Below are 15,663 nucleotides of genomic sequence, written 5' to 3'. Positions count from 1 at the left end.
TCTCGGAGAAGTTCTTCGGCCACCCCACCGCCGGCATCTACGGCTACTCCCATCTCACCGGCGGCTTCGCCGGCGGCCAGGCCGAGTACGCCCGCCTCACCGGCGGCCGGCGCCCCGACAAGTGCATCGACGCGGTCGGCCTGAAGACCAGCCCCGCGGTTCGCGGTCGCTTTCCCGGGCAACCAGAACGTCAGCGTGCTCACGACCCATCCAGCGAGCCACGTACCACTAGCCTCCGCCAACCTGAAGAAGCAGGTCAGCGGTCTGGTGTGACCGGCTCTCGAAGTACTCGCGCTGGTCGTGGGCGGCTGTCTGCGGAGTAGATCGTTTGTCAGCGGTTGACTTCGAGATTCGTCAGAACGAGCAGGACGCGCAGGAGGTCGGTGGCGTGGGCGGAATCGGTGCGGAGCTTGGTGAGGATCCGCCAGTTCTTGAGATGGGTGAAGCCGTGTTCGACGGGCGCGCGTCCGATGGCGAGGATGCGGTTGGCGGTCTTCTGGCCGGGGGCGAGCTTGTGGGTGCGGCTGGCGTGAAAGACGGTGACGATCACGGGATCGAGTACGTCGTTGTCCAGGCCGCGGAAGCCCAGTCCGCCAACGCTCCGAGGCCGGCGGCACGCAGGTGGGCCAGGACGTGGTCCTGGCGAACGGCAGTGTTGTCGTGCGTGCCGCCGGGCGGGCGGCGGATATCCAGATCAGCCGCCCCCGCTCGTCGGTCAGGGCGAGGACGTGCAGGCCGTGATGGTGGTGCTTGCCGGAGTAATTCCGCCGGTCGGCCGTCCCGGTGCGGCGCTGGGTGGCGATGAGGGTGCCGTCGATCAGGACCACCTCCCCGCCCTGCCTGACGACCTTCTTCAGGGCGCGGTCCAGCCGCGGCGCCTGCGCGGCGAGCAGGCCGATCAGCTCGTCGCGCCAGCGGCGGACGGTGGACTCGGACACGTTGTTGCCGCCGGCCATGTCGGCCAGGCGCTGGTCGTGACGCAGCACGGCCAGGACAATCACCGCGATCTTCCCCGGCGACAGGATCCGCCACCTGGACCGGATCACTTTCAGTTGGCGTCGCGGCAGACCGGCGAAATGGCTGACGGTGCGCGTGGACAGCGATAAACGGCACTGGTAAGTAACTGATCGTTTCAGAATGAGGTTCGAAGTCGTCTCAAGCAGATGATGCTGCAGGCGAGTTGGGTCAGTCCGAGGTGGGGGTCGGCTCGTATCTCGTAGCGGATCCGCAGGCCACTTTCTTGGCGGCCCCGGCCATGAGTGCTCGGCGAAGAACCCGTCGGCAGTGATCTCGTGGTACGGAAAAACCGTTGCTCTGGGACCTGTTAGGGCTGATAGACAGGGGTATGGATGACAAGATCTTGCCCTCAGTCGAGCGAATGCTCACGGAACGCGCCTGCGAGCGCATCATTGTGGACTTCATCCACCGCCTTGACCTCGGCGACGCGAGTTCGGTGGCCGAGCTGTTCACGCCCGACGGTGTCTGGCACTGGCCTTTCGGAGACCGGCGCATCGAGGGGCGCGAGGCCCTGCGGACCTACTTCGCCTCTCGCCCGTCGGACAGACTGTCGCGCCGTCTGATGACAAACATCCTGGTCACGGTGGAGTCCGAGGCGACAGCGCGGGCCGTCTCGTATCTGACGACATACCGGGTCGACGGCTACTCAGGAGGGATGATCGAGCCCAGGCTCCCGGCGAACGTCGGCCACTACGAGGACATCTTCCGCAAGATCGACGACGCCTGGTACCTAGCCAGCCGCACTGTATTCCTCCCCTTCGGCACCGAAACGGAACGGCTCCCCACCGCGGATGCATCAAGCGACTGATCGCCGGCGGCGGTGACCTGCGTCTGTCTAATCGGTTGAACCTCTGAACCGCGACTGGTGAGTCGGCAGTTCGTAGCGCCCCTCATCATTGCGGGCTCTTCCAAGCTTGGCGGTGTCGTAGAGCACCAGTTTGTAAGATCACGTAATCGGATCTGAGTTGCCCCCCGCCCTGCGCCGCTCGATTGGCACACAGGGGCACGTGTGGCTTTCGCCAGCCCCTCCTCCGGCGGGGAGCTACAACGGGATCTTGTCGAGTTAGGTCAGTGGCTCCTGGACACCGAGCCTCTGCTACGCAGAGGGCTGGTCTGGTACGGGCCCGTCTTCACGGAAGGGAGCGTAGGAACAACGTCGACTGTTCGCCCTGACTTGCTCAATGAGCGAGTCGGCCCGCTCCCTTCATTTTGTGACCGGTCCATCGACTTTGTGGTGGAGCACGGCCGGGCCGTGGACCTATCGACGGCCAAGCCTGTCGCCAGCCGGGTGGTCCGGCCGATCCTGGAAATTGATCTCCCCTTCCTCGACGGCCTCAGTCTCAGCGACCTCGCCCGGGTCACCAGTGAGGAGTTCGACTCCTACCGCCAATACCGCACCTTCATGCGCTCCCGGCTCCTCGAACTCGACGACGCGCTCGAAGCGGTCGACTCTCAGGTAGCCGTGGAACGAGTCGCGCTCGCTATCCAGGACGAGCTGAACGCCGCTACCGCCGAGATGCACAGCGCGACCCGGACCCGGGCCCTCTCCCAAGCCGTACTGGGTACGACGACCGCTGTTCTCACCGCAGTCCAGCCCGAGGCCCTCCAAGGTACGCTCGCCATCAGCGCAACAATCACAGCCGGTGTCGGCAGCCTGTGGCCGGCCATTGAAGCATTCGCCGACACCAAACCCAGACGCAAGCCCGGTAAGTGGCACTACGTATGGGTCCTGCAAAAGAAGGCTCCCCGCTGATCGGCGCGATCAGCGCGTGGTCCGCTGCCGAAGGCTCTGCCCCCACAGAAGTCCTAGGTCGAAGCGCCTCTCAGGCCCACGCGAGGCTTAGCGCCGGTTTTCGTTCCGATGTTCTCAGCCCCCGTCCACCCCGACGCCCGCGGCCGCGGGGTGGGCCTGGCCCTGCTGACCGCCTTGCTCGCCTCCACCGACGCCGCCGGCGTCTGAACGGTGCAGTCCCGCATCTTCCCCGAGAACACCGCCAGCCTCTCCCTGCACCAGCGCGCCGGGTTCCGCGTCATCGGCACCCGCGAACGGATGGGTCGCCACGACAGGGCATGGCGCGACGTCGTCCTCGCACCAGAGCACCTCCTGCTGGCCCTGATCGACTCCGAGCAGCCGGATCCTGTGGCAGAGCTCATGGCACAGCTCAATATCGACCGCGCTGTCGTCCGGGAACGCGTTCGGCGGGCAGGTACCTGAGCCGCGGGGCCTCCCAGCCAAGGCCGCGTCCGCTCAGCATCCGGTACGTGAATTCGCTACGGCGGCATCCCGGGCGGGCGAGTCCGCCCGCTGCCGCGGCGGTACGGTGTGCGGCAGTCGATCGCGCGTTCTGCGATCGCTGACCAACAAGGGGGTTTCATGACACACCGCCGTCCGCGCCACCGTCGTAGAGTGATCGCCAGTGCGGTCGGCTCGGCGGGTGCGCTGGCCGTCGCGCTGGCTATGGGGATGACGCCGACGATGGCCGCCGGGAAGACGTCCGACAAGCCTTCGGCCACCGGGTCCTCGGCCGACCAGCCCGACCCGAAGACTCCCTGGGCGCCTGAGAACGACGAACTGCCGCTGCACCACAAGCCCGTCCATCCTGCGGCACTCACGTCCGCCCGCACCGCAGGGTCCGGTCTGCAGCTCAAGATGCCCGCACCGACCGGGAAATACAGCGTGGGCATGGTCGGTCTGCACCTCGTCGACAAGTCCCGTACGGATCCGTACGTGCCCGGCGACAAGCACCGCGAGTTGATGGTGTCGCTCTGGTATCCGGCCACCGCCACGTCCGGGCACTATCAGGCGCCGTGGATGCCGTCGATCTCCGGCGCCCACTTCCTCGCCTCGCGCGGGCTGTCGCCGCAGCAGGTGACCCTGCCGAAAACCGCGGGCCATGTCCTCGCCCCGGTGAAGACCTCGCTCGGCAAGCTGCCAGTCCTGCTGTACTCGACCGGGCTGCACTCGGACCGCGCGATGGGCACCGCGCTCGCCCAGGATCTCGCCAGCCGCGGCTACCTCGTCGTCACCGTCGACCACACCCACGACGCCAACGAGGTGCAGTTCCCCGGCAATCGGCTCGAGGTCAACACGATGCCGTCGGGCGCCCACTCCTCCGACACGCTCAAGGTGCGCGCGGCCGACATCAAGTTCGTCATCAACGCGCTCGGCAAGATCAGCAGTGGCGGCAACCCGGACGCCGGCCACGCGACGCTCCCCTCCGGGCTGTCCAAGTCGGTGGACACCTCACGTATCGGGATGTTCGGCTGGTCGCTGGGCGGCGCGGCGGTCGACACCGCGATGCAGCTCGACAAGCGGATCGATGCCGGTGCCAACCTGGACGGCCAGTTCTTCGGGACGGCTCCGAGCAAGGACCTGGACCGCCCCTTCATGCTCTTCAGCTCCGGCTACCACAACCGCAACAACGACAAGTCGTGGCGCACGCTGTGGTCGCATCTGAAGGGGTACCGGGTCGACATCAAGCTCAAGGGCTCGGCGCACCTGTCATTCAGCGACAACGAGTGGTTGGTGCCGCAGTGGGCGCGCCTGCTCGGGATCTCCCAGGATCAGATCCAGAAGCAGTACGGCACGATCGCCCCGGACCGGGCGGTCCAGATCCAGTGCGTCTACCTCGCCGCCTTCTTCGACCAAGAGCTGCGTCACAAGCACAGCACCCTGCTCGACGGGCCCGTCAACACGTACCCGGAGATCTCTTTCGTCCGCTGACCGGACAGTTGACCGGACAACTGACCGGACGTCCGAAGGGCCGGGCCTGTTCGCGGGTCCGGCCCTTCGGCGCGTGGGGGCCCCGCATGTGCCGCCGCCGCACACAAGTCCCGTTGTTTCGTACGACACATGGGGCGAATGTGTGATGGTTATGCGATCGCAGGGGGCTAGAATGTTCGCAAGATCGAACACGTGGGCGCCCGGCGCCAGTTGAGGAAGGACCCGCTGCCCTGCCCTCCGCATCCCGGGCGCCACGCCGACACCGCACCCGCCGCCGCGCCGATATGCCGATACTTGGCGGGGTGCGCCCGCCGACAGCCTCACTTGTCGTACTCCTGCTGGTGGTCGCCGCCCTGACCGTGATCGGCCTCGACGGCATCCACACCGGGGGCATCCCGCAGGCCGCGCTGGGCGGGGAGCAGCGGATCGCCGCGGACACCGCGCTGTCGATGCGGACCGCGATCGAAGCCGAGGCGAGCACGGTACGCCGTACGGCCAACGCGTACCCGGCGACGAGCACATCGACCCCCACGACCGCGCTCAAAGCGCTGACCTCCGCCAGGAGGGCGGCCCTCGGCCGTGCACTGCTCGACGCGCGCACCGGCAAACTGCTGGCGACCGGCGGCAAGACAGTGCCGCTGTCCGGGGTGGACGCCAGGACGGCGTCCGGGCACGGGGAGATCCCGCCCCGGCTGGTGACGTCGGGCGGCACGCGACAACTGCTGTACTTCGCCAGGGTCACGCTGCCCGCGCAGCAGGAAGACCCCGACCAGGACCAGTACCAGGCCCCGAGCCGGACCGAGCGGCAGTGGCTGCTGGTGGTCTCCGAAGCGCTCCCCGCCCTCACGGCGTACGGCGACGGACGCACCGCCGAAGTGCTGGACGCGAGCGGCTCTGTGCTCACCACCGCGGTCCACGGCAAGGCGGCGCCGGCCGTCGCCCACAGTGGTCTGCCCGGGGCGGCGGCCCGCGCGGCGCATGGGTCGGGGAGTGACACCGACGCCTCGGGAAGCCTGCTGGGCGCCACCACCGGCAGCCGGCGCCCCGTGGCCGGCTGGGCCCAGGTCGCCTCGGCGACCGGTCCCGGCGAAACCGACGACCTCGGTCTGGTGGTGCTCACCTCCCGCGCGGTGCCCGCCACGACCACCGCCGCCGACTACTCGCGCTTCGCGCTCGAGGCAGCCGGGGCGCTGGCCGTGGTCGCGCTGCTGCTCGGGCTGGTGCTGTACTTCTCCGTGCAGCGGCCACTGCTGCGGCTGTATCTGTCCGCCGGCCGCCTGGCCCGGGGCGCGAACGGAGGCGAGCCGACCTCGCGGGCGGAGCTGTCCCGGCCGGTTCCGGTGCATGGCTTCGGGGAACTGGCCCGGATCGGGCGGGCACTTGACGCACTGCGTCGGCAACTGCTCGGCGAGAGCGGCCCGCAGGAGTTCCCCGTCCGGCGCGGACCGGGCTACCGGGCGCTGGCCGTGGCCGGCGTGGTGGTGGTGGCCTGCTGGTCGGTGCCGATGGTCTTCCTGCTGAACCGGGCGGACATCGCGACCGCGGTTCCGGCTCCGGTCCTCGCCGACCAGCAGGCGCGCACCGAGATCGCGACGCAGCGGATCCGGCAGTCCCTCGACCAGTCGTACACCGATCTGAGCGCCGCGGCAGCGAGCCTGCCGGGCAAGAGCCGGGCCGCCCAGACCGACGTTCTGCGACAGTCCCTCGCCGACCACAAGCAGTACCGCTCGCTGTATCTCCTGGACCGCTCGGGCGACATCACGCTGAGGGTGGGCGGCACACCGCTGCGCACCCTCGTCCACGTACCCGGCGGCGCTGGGATCACCAACGTCAACTCCTCCGGCCGGATCCCGGTGATCGCCGCCTACGCGCAGGTCCGGGCCGGCAAGGGCAAGGCCCAGGCGGCCGGGGTGGTCCTGTTCGGCGAGATCGACGTGAAGGTGCTCAACTCCATTCTGCCCAGGCCGAAGCTGGGCAGCGTCTGGGTGACGGACCGCGACGACAAGGTGCTGGCGGCGAGCGTGGGCTACCGCGCCTTCCAGTCGCTGCCCGACTCCGGCCTGACCCGTCTCGTCCGCGCCACCCAGGGCGCCCCGGGGACCACGGGCACCGCGACCTCGGCGGTGCATGACACGTCCTCCGGTCCGTCGGTCGACGCCGCCGCCCCGCTGGCGCAGAGCGGCCCGACGGCCCGTCTCGGCTGGCACGTGGTGACCGCGGAGCCCGCGGCAGGGCTCCAGATCCCCGCGGTGCAGGCCGAGCAGCGCACCATGCTCGCCGGCATCCTGGGCCTCGCCGTGGGCGCGGCCTGCCTGGGCTGGCTGCATGTCGTGGTGGTCCGGCCGCTGCGCGCGGTCGCCGTGCTCGTCGAGCGGCTCGCCGGCGGAGACCGCCGCACCGTGCTGCATCCGGTCAACCATGACGAGATCGGCTCGGTCACCCGCAGCCTGGAGCTGGTGCGCCAGGCCCTGGCGGAACGCGACCGGGCAGCCAGATCCGGCCATGCCGCCGGGCCCTCGCGGTCCCTGCGTGAGAACACCCTCCAGCGGTAGAAGGACGGAATCGGCGTGCTCTTCCTCTATGTCATCGTCCTGTTGTGCTGCGCCGGGCTGTGGATAGCCGGAATCCTGGAGCAGCGGCGGCACTTCGCCTCGCTGGAGCAGATACCTACGCGGGTGCTGGTCAACGGCATCCGCGGCAAGAGTTCGATCACCCGGCTGTGCGCGGGCGCGCTGCGCGGCGGTGGCCTGGTCACGGTGGCCAAGACCACCGGCACCGCGGCCCGGTTCATCCATCCGGATGCCACCGAGGAGCCGATCTACCGCAAGTTCAACATCTCCAACATCGTCGAGCAGATCGGCATCGTGCGGCGGGCGGCGGCCTACCGGCCGGACGCGCTGGTGATCGAGTGCATGGCGGTGATGCCCGCGCTGCAGGAGATCAATCAGGAGAAGCTGATCCGTTCCACGATCGGCGTGCTGTGCAACGTCCGCGAGGACCATCTGGAGGAGATGGGGCCGACGCTGGACGACGTCGCCCGCTCGCTCTCCCGCTCGATGCCGGTGGGCGGGGTGTGCGTGACTGCGGAGAAGGACCGGCTGCACATCCTCCAGGAGGAGGCCGACAAGCGGAACTGCCGCCTGATCGCGGTCGATCCGGAGGCGGTGACCGACGCCGAGCTGCGCGGCTTCAGCTGGTTCACCTTCAAGGAGAACGTGGCGATCGCGCTCGCCGTCGCCGAACTGCTCGGCGTGGAGCGGCAGACCGCGATGCAGGGCATGTGGGACGCGCCGCCCGACCCGGGCGTGCTGTCCGTGGAGCGCTATGTCACCCCCGAGGGAAAGCGGCTGCGGTTCGCCAACGTCTTCGCGGCCAACGATCCCGAGTCGACGCTGATGAACGTCAGGCAGCTGGAGGATCTGGGCGCGATCAGACGGCCGATCGGCGTGGTCATCAACTGCCGCCCGGACCGGGTGGAGCGCAACGGCCAGATGGGCACGATCGTCCCCGACCTCGCCGCCGAGACGGTGTTCCTGATCGGCCACCCGACCAAGAGCGCCGGCGACGCGATTCCGGCCGGCTTCACCGGGCGGGTGGTGGATCTCGGCGGCGACCGCCGGGACCCCGAGGAGCTGACGGCGGCGATCCTCGCGGAACTCGGCCCGGACTCCTCGCTGGTGGCGATCGGCAACATCCACGGCCAGGGCGAGCTGTTCCTGGAGTCCCTGGCCGAGCTGCCGCTGGACGACTCCGAGGACCCGCTCGACCTCGTTCCCGACGGCGACGGCCTGGACCAGGAGACCATGCAGTTCGCCATACCCCGGGCTCGGGTCTCGGTGGCCCGGCCGCCCGAACCGGAGCCGTACAGCTGGGTGGCACCGCTGGATTCACCGACGTACGCCTTCCGCGTCCCGGAGCAGCGCGAGCTCGCCCGCCGAGCCGCCGCCCGCCAGGGCCGGCCAGATGACCGGAGCACCGCGGACAACCCGCAACACTCCTACGATCCGACCCAGTCCACGAGGAACCCGTGATCCCCGCCAACCTCACCGCACAGACCGCCGCGCTCGGGATCGCCCTCGGGCTGGTCCTCTCGCTCGTCTGCTATCTGACCACCAACCTCTCCCCCGGAGGGATGATCACCCCTGGCTGGATCGCCCTCACGCTCGTCACCGACGTGCGGATGGCCGGGCTGATGGTCGCCGTGGCGGCGGGAACGTACTTCATGACGAAGCTGGTGCAGCGCACGGTGATCCTCTACGGCAAGCGGCTGTTCGCCGCCGTCGTGCTGTGCGCGGTGCTGATGCAGACCACCGTGATGCTCGCCCTCAGCCACGAGTTCCCGCTGCTGTACACGTCACAGACCCTTGGCTTCATCGTCCCCGGCCTGGTCTCCTACCAGATGGCCCGCCAGCCGCTGGCGGCCACGGTCATCTCGACCACGGCGGTGACCCTGGCCACGTACGTGGTGCTGGTCGCCGGTCTGTTGATCGGGGCACTCCCCACCGGCTGACCCGTTCACACCCTCTCACCTCACAGTTCCAGGAGGATCGGCCATGCACTCCGCACATGACGGCAGACGTAGCCGCCCGACTCGACGCGCCGTGTTCCGGACGATCGCGGGCGTGGCGGCCGCCGGGGTGGCGGGCGGGTACGCCTGGGACCGCCTCGGGCACGGAAGCGACGACGGTGGCGGTACGGCCGCCGACGGCACGGGCTCCGGCCCGAGCTCCCGGTCCACCGGGCCCCACACCTTCGAGCGGCTGTCCGCCCCGGATCGCACCGTGGTCCGGGCCGGCGACGGCGGCACGCTCGCCACTTTCACCGACGGCGCCTGTACGGCCGTGCTAACCGGGCCCAGCCGCACCTTCAGCGAGCCGCGGACCACCGAGGCCAAGGTGACCACGGACGCCTGGGTGCGGGTGCTGCCGCACGCGTGGCAGCGGGGCATGGAGAAGTCCGCCTGGTTCAAGGGCTGGTTCAAGAAGGCCCTCGGCGACAGCAGCCCGGACGTCTTCGCCGTGGCGTTCCAGTACAGCAGTGCCGGGGCGCCCGACAAGCACAACGCCAAGGGCGTGCGCTACGCGGGTACCGCGCACTTCGGCCCGCGCAACTCCGCGGTCAAGAACCCGCTGGACTTCGCCTACTACGACGAGCAGTCCGACTTCTACGACTATCTGGGCATCGACTGGACCTTCCCCGACGGCACCCGCGTGCAGCCGGAGCAGGCCCGCTACGGCGATGTCGACTGCTCCGGCTTCCAGCGTCTGGTGTGGGGCTATCGCATGGGCATCCCCATGCACAACACCAACACCAAGGGCGCCGGTCTGCCGCGCCGCGCCTACGCCATCGCCGCCTACGGTCCCGGCCGCACGGTGATCCCCCACACCGGCAAGAAGCAGGCCACCGATCTGGACGCCCTGCAACCCGGCGATCTGGTCTTCTTCGCCATCATCAAGGACCGGCCGGACTTCATCGACCACGTGGGCATGTACATGGGCCTCGACGCCCAGGGCCGGCACCGCTTCTATTCCAGCCGCTCCGCCGCCAACGGTCCGACCCTGGGCGACCTGTCGGGCCACGCGCTGCTGGACGGCACCGACTTCTACGCCCGCGGCTTCCGGGCGGCCCGCCGCCTGTGACTCCGCCGCGTGTGATGTCGCCGCCTGTGCACCGCCGCCTCACCTGACCTGCTGATCCGAGGACCACTGCCATGACCGCCATCCCCGCCGCCCAGCCCACCGCAGCGCAGCGAGGCCGCCGGGCGGCGAACCGCCGCTCCGACCGGCCGGAGGACGCCCCGCGCTGGGAGCGCCCGGCGCTCGCCGCGGTACTGGCCGTCGCCACGGTGCTGTACTCCTGGGGCATCGGGCAGGCCGCGCTCCACCCCTTCTACGGTGCGGCGATACGCTCGATGGCGGGCAGCTGGCGTGCGTTCTTCTTCGGCGGGCTCGACGCCGCCGGCTCGATCAGCATCGACAAGCTGCCCGGCGCCTTCTGGCCCGACGCCGTCTCCGTCTGGCTCTTCGGCCCGCACACCTGGGCGGCCGCGCTTCCGCAGGTCGTCGAGGGCGTGCTCACCGTATGGCTGCTGCACCGGATCGTACGGGCCTGGGCCGGTCCGTTCGCCGCGCTGATCGCCGCACTGGCGCTCAGCCTCACCCCGGTCACCGTGGCGCTCAACCGTGCCACCATCCCGGACACCGCGCTCACTCTGCTCCTGGTGGCGGCCGCCGGAGCACTGCAGAAGGCGGTGCGCACCGAGCGGCTGCTGCCGCTGATCACCTGCGGGATCTGGGTCGGGCTCGCCTTCCAGGCGAAGATGCTGCAGGCGTGGCTGGTGCTGCCGGTCTTCGCCGCCGTGTACCAACTCGCCGCGCCCGGCAGGCCGTTGCACCGGGCTGTGCGCGTCCTGGTGGGCGGGGCGGTCGCGCTGGCGGTCTCCTGCTCCTGGATGTTCATCGCCTGGGCGACACCGACCGCCGACCGCCCGTACCTCGACGGAACGTCCGACAACAATCCGTTCGCCCTGGTCTTCGGTTACAACGGCCTCAGCCGCTTCAGCAGCGATCCCACCGCGTTCGGCGCCGTCGCGGGCACCGCCGCCAGCCGCACCACCGGCAACACCGGCTGGGACATGCTGATCAACGACACGGTCGGCCCGCAGGTCGCCTGGTTGCTGCCGCTCGCCGTGCTCGCCGCGATCCTGGGCGTCGGCCGGCGCGCCGGCCGACCGCGAACCGATTTGCCGCGCGCGGGATTTCTGCTGTGGGGTGGCTGGCTGGCCGTGCACGCGCTGGTGTTCAGCGTCTCCAACGGCAACCACGCCTACTACACGGCCGTCATCGCCCCGGCGCTCGCCGCGCTGGCCGGCGGCGGCCTCGCGCTCTTCCGCTCGGAGTACGAGGCGACGTACGAGCCGGAGCCGGCGGCGGAGTACGAGGCGCAGCACGAAGCGGCCGGCCGGCGACACCTTGCGCTGCCGGCGGCGATCGCGCTGACGGCGGCGTGGGCGCTGGTGCTCGACTGGCCGACCCGATTCGTCTCCTGGCTGCTGCCGGTCGCTGTGATGCTCGCGCTGTGCGGCGTGGTGGGCCTGTGCAGCCGGGGGCCGCGCACCTCCCCGCGGAAGATCCACGCCGCCCTCGCCGCCGGGATCGCGGCCACCCTGGTCGTACCGGCCGGCTGGGCCGTCTCCAGCCTCAACCCGCTCTACGCGGGCGCCGCCACCTCGCCGATGGCCGGTCCGGTCGGCAAGTCGTACCACGAGCATCCCCGTCACGCTCCGCGGAGGAGAGGACTCGACCGGCCCAGCGCCCGTGACACCGCCCTGCTCGGCTACCTCACCACGCACCGCCGCGGCGAGAAGTACTTGCTTGCCACCCAGGCCGCCTACACCGCCGAGCCCCTGCTGCGCGCGAAGTCCGAGCCCATCCTCGTCATGGGCGGCTTCACCGGCAGCACCCCCTTCCCGACCGCCCAGCAGCTCGGCAGCCTCGTCACCGCCCACCAGCTGCGCTATGCGCTGCTCACCACCCAGCGCCCCACCACTCCCGCCACCACCTGGATGAAGTCCCACTGCACCCGCATCCGACCCACCGCCTACGGCGTCCGCACCGACGGCAGCTTCACCCTCTACGACTGCGCCCCCCAGAGGTGAGGCGACGCGCGCCCCAGGTCAGAGACCCCGCCCTTTCTACTGTCCTCGGTGATCACCTGGGCTGACGGACCACGAGTTTTGGCGGGACGACTCCGGCCAGGCCGGCGACCTCGCGTACAGCGGGGTCGGCTCGACGAGCGGGATACAACGCAGGCGCACGTGGTCCGGCCGCGGCGCGTCGGCGGGGAAGACGGTGAAGCCCTCAGGGGCGGCGCGGAGCGGCTGGAGAGGGTGGTCCAGGCCGAGATCGGGGCCGCCGTGCCGCCGCGTGATCCGGAACCCGTCGGCGAAGCGGCGCAGGACAACGGACACTGCAGTCCAGCCGAGCAGGCGATGCCCTCCGGTCCCTGGGGCTTCAAGAAGAGCGGGTGACGAGAATCGAGCTCGCGCTCTCAGCTTGGGAAGCTGCGGTCATTTGGGGCGGGTACGGCAGCTGGTGCGCCGGTCGCGTCGTCGCCTGGTGCTGTCGACTCGTCGGCTTCGCCGTACAGGTTGGCGCGGAGGCGCTCCTTGGCCGCTTCGAGCTGCGGGCCGTAGTCGTGTATGAAGATCTCGCTCAGCGTCTTGTCAAGCGTTCCTGAGATCGCGTGGATCGGTGACCAGACGGCTCGGTCCTGCACGATCCCCTCAAGGTCGTCGGATCGGAACATGACTTGGTAGAGCCAGTCCGACGGTACGAACGCTTGATCGCGCGTGAGCCGGATGGTGATCGCTTCCTCGTCCACGTCCTCAACCTAGCCGCTTCGACTGGCGGTGCCTTGGGGCCGAGCTTCCGTCCGGGCCAACACGCATTCCAAGTCTGTTGGTGGCTTGGAGGCGTGAGTGTATGAGCGTGCACCTGCGTTCATGGGGAGTCCCTTGCTGCGGTGATGCTGTGGCCTGGTCTTGCCCGAACGCCCGTGAACGGGGCTGAATGAGACGGAAACTGAGACGGTCCTCCGTCGGCGGTGTGGTTGGGAAGGCCCATCAGAAAGGGAGATCGATGTCGCAGCCGGTCCGCGGCTCGTCGGTCCAGGGCGAGGGCTCGTGCTCCGAGTCGCAGAACGCGTACCGCTCGTGTCGGACCTCCAGCCCGGTGGGTTGCTCAGCCCAGGCCGTCAGGGCCTCGATCGACCGCTCGCGGTACTGCCGGAGCGCGCTTGCGGCCAGAACGTCCCGCAAGAGAGAGGCCAAGACGACTCGGTGGTGAAGCAGGCGCGGGTCGTCCAGCAGCGGGATGCAGGTGGAGACGGCTGCCTCGCGCACGTGGATGTCGGGGTCGTCGAGGAACGCGGACGTGGCACGGTAGAGCTGCGGTCGGATGCGGCAGATCTCGACGAACGGCAGGTAGTCCTCTGGGGGAAGCCGAAACAGCGACTGATAGCTGCGGCCTCGTCGTCTGCCTCATTCGCGACGGAGTCAAGCCATCCCAGCAGCTCGGCGCGCATCGGCCCGGGGAAGTTGCGGAGGTTCTTCTCGACGGACCGCAGTGAGCGCGCATCGCCGAGAATCCCCGCAACGTACAGGGCGGCCGGGGCCGTGGAGGTATACAGGGTGTTCTGGTGGTGAACCACGTGATGCAAGTGGTCCAGCGCACGAGATCGTACGCCCTCATCCGGGTCGGTAAGACCGGTCAGCATCTCGGGGACGTCGTCGGCCGGCCCATAGGCGTGCCCTAGGGCACCCCAAGGCGTCGAGGCCAGTACTTCCGCAGGATCGATCGGCTCGGCAAGCTCCTGGTCGACGGTCACGCGGGGAGTATGACAGCGCTCGTGAGGGGCAGACTCGGCTCTTGGGCGATCACTGTTACGCCCCATCCGGCGTGACAGCGGCCGGCGACCGTGATGCCGCCAGCCGTGTGCACCTTCTGGTCCCTATAGCTCTAAAGAGATGGTCGGAGACGGCCATACAGGTTCTGCTCCGGCCTCAAGGGGACGCTACGGGGTGGTGCCGGTTGCTGTGGTTGCTGTATCCCGCCGCTGCTGTACAGCAGGATCGCGCCGGCCTCGATTGGAACCAGCGGACCGTAGGCTGACCTCTTGGCCGCGGCAAGCCGTCAGTGATCGTGAGCCGGTGTGTTCCCACGGCAGTAGGGAAGGAGGCAGAGCGGGAGGGAGGACAGGAGACAACCGTGACCGTCCTCGCGATCTTTCTCCTCATCATCGGGACGCTCTTGATCCTGCTTGGGGCGCTTCTGGTCCTTATCGGGACATTCCTGATCGCTATCGGGGTGACCTTGATCCTTATGGGGGCGACCTTGATTGCCGTGGGCACGTACTTGCTGATCCGAAGACTTCTCGGCCGCGATCGGGGACGATCTCACTTCTGGTGAATCCGAGGACAGGCCCTCAGCCCGCCAGGTGGAGGCTTTGAGGTCTGGTGCCATCTTCCGCCGTCATGACGCTGTCCGTTGCGGTGCTCACGGTTCTGGGACTCCCGTGAGCACCGAACGGATCCCGTACTGATGTAGCGGGCGGCGGACTGACCCGGTCAAGCGCCGCTGCCCGCTCCCCGAAGCACGAGTGTGGAAGATCGCGTATGCGGGTGCGGCCCGAGCGCGCGGACCGCGAGCAGCTTGTCGATCTCGGTGAGCATCGTCTCCAGGCTCACATTGCCCGGAGCCTCCTTGATCTTCCCCAGAACCGGCGGCCCGTCCTCGCCCTCACCGGTACCGGCTTCACCAGGTACGGTGTCGTCCTCCTGGTCGGCGCCGGCGGCCAGAGCGACGATCCGCTCGATGCTCTCTACCGAGATCCGCGCCGTCAGCGTCTCCTCGGCGGTCCGCAGCGCGGCGCCCACGATCCGGTCGCATCGCCCCGGCGTCGGCGGCTCGATGCTCTCGGTGCGGCAGCGAGCCAGTAGTTCCACCCGTACCTGCTCCGGTCGCCGCTCCTTGCACGCGACGTGCTCGGCAAGCCAGCCGGTCAGCTTGTCCGCATCCGCAACGCTGCACTCACGAAAGCCCAGGTGCCCGCGAATCTGCGCGCGGTGGTACTCGACCGTCCGGCCGGTCCACTCGTACGCGTCCAGCTCGGCGGCTGGCACCTGTACCTGCCGGGCGACGAACTCCACCGCCTCGCCCGGCAGCTCGAACCGGCCCCGGGGAAACCGGCCGTACTGCGTGTAGAACTTCAGCAGCACGGCGAAGCCGAGTCGCGTGGCGCCGCGCTTGCCGGACACGAGCCCTAGCTCCAATACCGGTGACTTTGTTGGGGCCTGGTCGTTGGATGGGTTGTGCCAAGGCCGGGTCAGGTGAAGTCGTCGGAGGTTGGTCGGTTCTCGGATC

General features: G+C 69.2%; 16 protein-coding genes and 3 pseudogenes. 13 read left to right on the top strand and 6 right to left on the bottom strand.

Annotation, left to right across the window (positions count from 1 at the left end):
- On the top strand, nucleotides 1-323 hold a 323-nt coding region (locus ABZ478_RS38725), incomplete at its 5' end, for a hypothetical protein (RefSeq protein WP_359557441.1).
- A gap of 8 nt (nucleotides 324-331) precedes the next feature.
- Here ABZ478_RS38725 and ABZ478_RS38720 read toward each other — a convergent pair.
- From ABZ478_RS38720 to ABZ478_RS38710, 3 genes and pseudogenes are all read right to left on the bottom strand, one after another.
- Nucleotides 332-550, bottom strand: a complete 219-nt coding sequence (locus ABZ478_RS38720) for a transposase family protein (RefSeq protein ID WP_359557440.1) — start codon at nucleotides 548-550, stop codon at nucleotides 332-334.
- A 178-nt stretch (nucleotides 551-728) separates the two neighbouring features.
- A pseudogene (locus ABZ478_RS38715) lies at nucleotides 729-956 on the bottom strand (IS5/IS1182 family transposase); the annotation flags it as partial.
- Between the two features lie 176 nt (nucleotides 957-1,132).
- Nucleotides 1,133-1,231 (bottom strand): annotated as a pseudogene (locus ABZ478_RS38710) (IS5/IS1182 family transposase); the annotation flags it as partial.
- 114 nt (nucleotides 1,232-1,345) lie between these two features.
- Here ABZ478_RS38710 and ABZ478_RS38705 point away from each other — a divergent pair.
- From ABZ478_RS38705 to ABZ478_RS38660, 10 genes and pseudogenes are all read left to right on the top strand, one after another.
- Nucleotides 1,346-1,825, top strand: a complete 480-nt coding sequence (locus ABZ478_RS38705; RefSeq protein ID WP_359557439.1) for a nuclear transport factor 2 family protein — start codon at nucleotides 1,346-1,348, stop codon at nucleotides 1,823-1,825.
- Between the two features lie 444 nt (nucleotides 1,826-2,269).
- Nucleotides 2,270-2,770 (top strand): hypothetical protein, encoded by a 501-nt coding sequence (locus ABZ478_RS38700; protein WP_359557438.1) that lies wholly within the window; start codon nucleotides 2,270-2,272, stop codon nucleotides 2,768-2,770.
- 123 nt (nucleotides 2,771-2,893) lie between these two features.
- Nucleotides 2,894-3,106: pseudogene (locus tag ABZ478_RS38695) on the top strand (GNAT family N-acetyltransferase); the annotation flags it as partial.
- A 15-nt stretch (nucleotides 3,107-3,121) separates the two neighbouring features.
- The gene (locus tag ABZ478_RS38690) at nucleotides 3,122-3,232 is read left to right on the top strand and encodes a hypothetical protein (RefSeq protein ID WP_359557442.1); all 111 of its coding nucleotides are present in this window, start codon (nucleotides 3,122-3,124) and stop codon (nucleotides 3,230-3,232) included.
- A gap of 192 nt (nucleotides 3,233-3,424) precedes the next feature.
- On the top strand, nucleotides 3,425-4,741 hold the full coding sequence (locus tag ABZ478_RS38685; protein ID WP_359557437.1) for a hydrolase: 1,317 nt from the start codon (nucleotides 3,425-3,427) through the stop codon (nucleotides 4,739-4,741).
- A 302-nt stretch (nucleotides 4,742-5,043) separates the two neighbouring features.
- On the top strand, nucleotides 5,044-7,293 hold the full coding sequence (locus tag ABZ478_RS38680; RefSeq protein WP_359557436.1) for a cache and HAMP domain-containing protein: 2,250 nt from the start codon (nucleotides 5,044-5,046) through the stop codon (nucleotides 7,291-7,293).
- A 15-nt stretch (nucleotides 7,294-7,308) separates the two neighbouring features.
- The gene (pgsB, locus tag ABZ478_RS38675; protein ID WP_359557435.1) at nucleotides 7,309-8,772 is read left to right on the top strand and encodes a poly-gamma-glutamate synthase PgsB; all 1,464 of its coding nucleotides are present in this window, start codon (nucleotides 7,309-7,311) and stop codon (nucleotides 8,770-8,772) included.
- Nucleotides 8,769-9,251, top strand: coding sequence for a poly-gamma-glutamate biosynthesis protein PgsC/CapC (locus ABZ478_RS38670; protein ID WP_358940128.1), 483 nt, complete (start codon nucleotides 8,769-8,771; stop codon nucleotides 9,249-9,251). Before pgsB ends, ABZ478_RS38670 begins: the two co-directional genes overlap by 4 nt.
- Nucleotides 9,252-9,294: 43 nt before the next feature.
- The gene (locus ABZ478_RS38665) at nucleotides 9,295-10,380 is read left to right on the top strand and encodes an NlpC/P60 family protein (RefSeq protein WP_359557433.1); all 1,086 of its coding nucleotides are present in this window, start codon (nucleotides 9,295-9,297) and stop codon (nucleotides 10,378-10,380) included.
- Between the two features lie 71 nt (nucleotides 10,381-10,451).
- Nucleotides 10,452-12,398, top strand: a complete 1,947-nt coding sequence (locus ABZ478_RS38660) for a glycosyltransferase family 39 protein (RefSeq protein WP_359557432.1) — start codon at nucleotides 10,452-10,454, stop codon at nucleotides 12,396-12,398.
- A 392-nt stretch (nucleotides 12,399-12,790) separates the two neighbouring features.
- On the opposite strand, the gene ABZ478_RS38655 is transcribed toward ABZ478_RS38660, so the two are convergent.
- Together ABZ478_RS38655 and ABZ478_RS38650 are read right to left on the bottom strand one after the other, a co-directional pair.
- Nucleotides 12,791-13,123 carry a hypothetical protein gene (locus tag ABZ478_RS38655; protein WP_359557431.1) on the bottom strand — a complete coding sequence of 111 codons (333 nt, stop codon included), beginning with the start codon at nucleotides 13,121-13,123 and terminating at the stop codon, nucleotides 12,791-12,793.
- A gap of 241 nt (nucleotides 13,124-13,364) precedes the next feature.
- Nucleotides 13,365-13,571 carry a hypothetical protein gene (locus tag ABZ478_RS38650; RefSeq protein ID WP_359557430.1) on the bottom strand — a complete coding sequence of 69 codons (207 nt, stop codon included), beginning with the start codon at nucleotides 13,569-13,571 and terminating at the stop codon, nucleotides 13,365-13,367.
- 9 nt (nucleotides 13,572-13,580) lie between these two features.
- Between ABZ478_RS38650 and ABZ478_RS38645 the strand changes: the two genes are divergently transcribed.
- Nucleotides 13,581-13,946: a hypothetical protein gene (locus ABZ478_RS38645; RefSeq protein ID WP_359557429.1), complete on the top strand. Its 366-nt coding sequence runs from the start codon at nucleotides 13,581-13,583 to the stop codon at nucleotides 13,944-13,946.
- A gap of 562 nt (nucleotides 13,947-14,508) precedes the next feature.
- The gene (locus ABZ478_RS38640) at nucleotides 14,509-14,709 is read left to right on the top strand and encodes a hypothetical protein (RefSeq protein ID WP_359557427.1); all 201 of its coding nucleotides are present in this window, start codon (nucleotides 14,509-14,511) and stop codon (nucleotides 14,707-14,709) included.
- A 158-nt stretch (nucleotides 14,710-14,867) separates the two neighbouring features.
- On the opposite strand, the gene ABZ478_RS38635 is transcribed toward ABZ478_RS38640, so the two are convergent.
- A complete protein-coding gene (locus tag ABZ478_RS38635; RefSeq protein ID WP_359557426.1) occupies nucleotides 14,868-15,557 on the bottom strand; it encodes a DUF4158 domain-containing protein in 690 nt (229 codons plus the stop codon).
- Nucleotides 15,558-15,663 lie beyond the last annotated feature (106 nt).

The sequence above is a fragment of the Streptomyces sp. NPDC005706 genome (assembly GCF_040631045.1).
In the GTDB taxonomy this organism is placed as follows: Bacteria; Actinomycetota; Actinomycetes; order Streptomycetales; family Streptomycetaceae; genus Streptomyces.
This window is presented reverse-complemented; position numbering and strand designations above follow the sequence as displayed.